Genomic DNA, 864 nt, shown 5'->3' on the forward strand with positions numbered 1-864 from the left:
GCTGGTCTTCCGGCCCGCGCCGTTGGCACCGGCGGGGCGGGCGGTGCCCGCCGGGCGCTCGGGGGCCGCGGGGGCCTGCGGCCCGTCCCCCTTGCCGGTGTTGCCGGTGTTGCCGGTGTTGCCGGTGTTGCCGGTCCCGGCCGCCGCGGCGGCGTCGGTGACCTGCTCACGCACCACCACCGGTGGGATCGGCCGGGAGCCGGGGATGTTGATCCGGATCCGGGTCGTCACCGTGGTCTCGGTCTTCTTCTCCGCGGGGACCCCGGCGACGTCCCCGTCACCGGCGTCGGCCGGGCCGGGGCGGCCGTACGGCTCGCGGCCGGCGGGGCCGGGGGCCGGGGTGTCTGTTTCACGACTCAAGGCAGGTTCTCCCGATTGGTGTCACCAACCGACCCGGCGCGCAGCCGGAGCCGGACGGCGAGCCCCACCATACTGGGGTGCGGTTCGTGGTATCTCCCGAGCACGGGATTGTCCACCCTCGTCGAACGTCGACACGAACCCGGTGGTGGGGGGCGCGATGGGCTCGACGGGTCTCCCCCGGGGGACGCGGCGACGCCCGTCGCGGGTTCCCCCGGAAGTTTCGGGACGGACCGATCGTCCCGACCGTGTCGGGGAGTTGACGGCGGATCGACCCGACCACGTTACCCGGCTCGAAAGGGTCCGCCGGCCGGCCCCGGACCGTCTGGGGAACGGCGGTGAACGGCGGCGAACGGCGACGCGTGGCCGCGCCCGTCGGCGAACGGATCCGAGCGGCGGTCCGGTCCGCGGGGGCGACGAACCGTCACCGGAGTGTCGGGCGGGAGTCGATCGGGGGCATCCGGTCTCCGTGGATCACCGGCGCGGTGGGCGGGGTTCCCCCGGGCG

Annotated in this window: 1 pseudogene; it reads right to left on the minus strand. The window is 75.6% G+C overall.

The features are described from left to right. A pseudogene (locus FNQ90_RS27870) lies at positions 1 to 360 on the minus strand (hypothetical protein); the annotation flags it as partial. Positions 361 to 864: the final 504 nt, after the last annotated feature.

The organism is Streptomyces alkaliphilus, assembly GCF_014141535.1.
GTDB lineage: Bacteria > Actinomycetota > Actinomycetes > Streptomycetales > Streptomycetaceae > Streptomyces > Streptomyces alkaliphilus.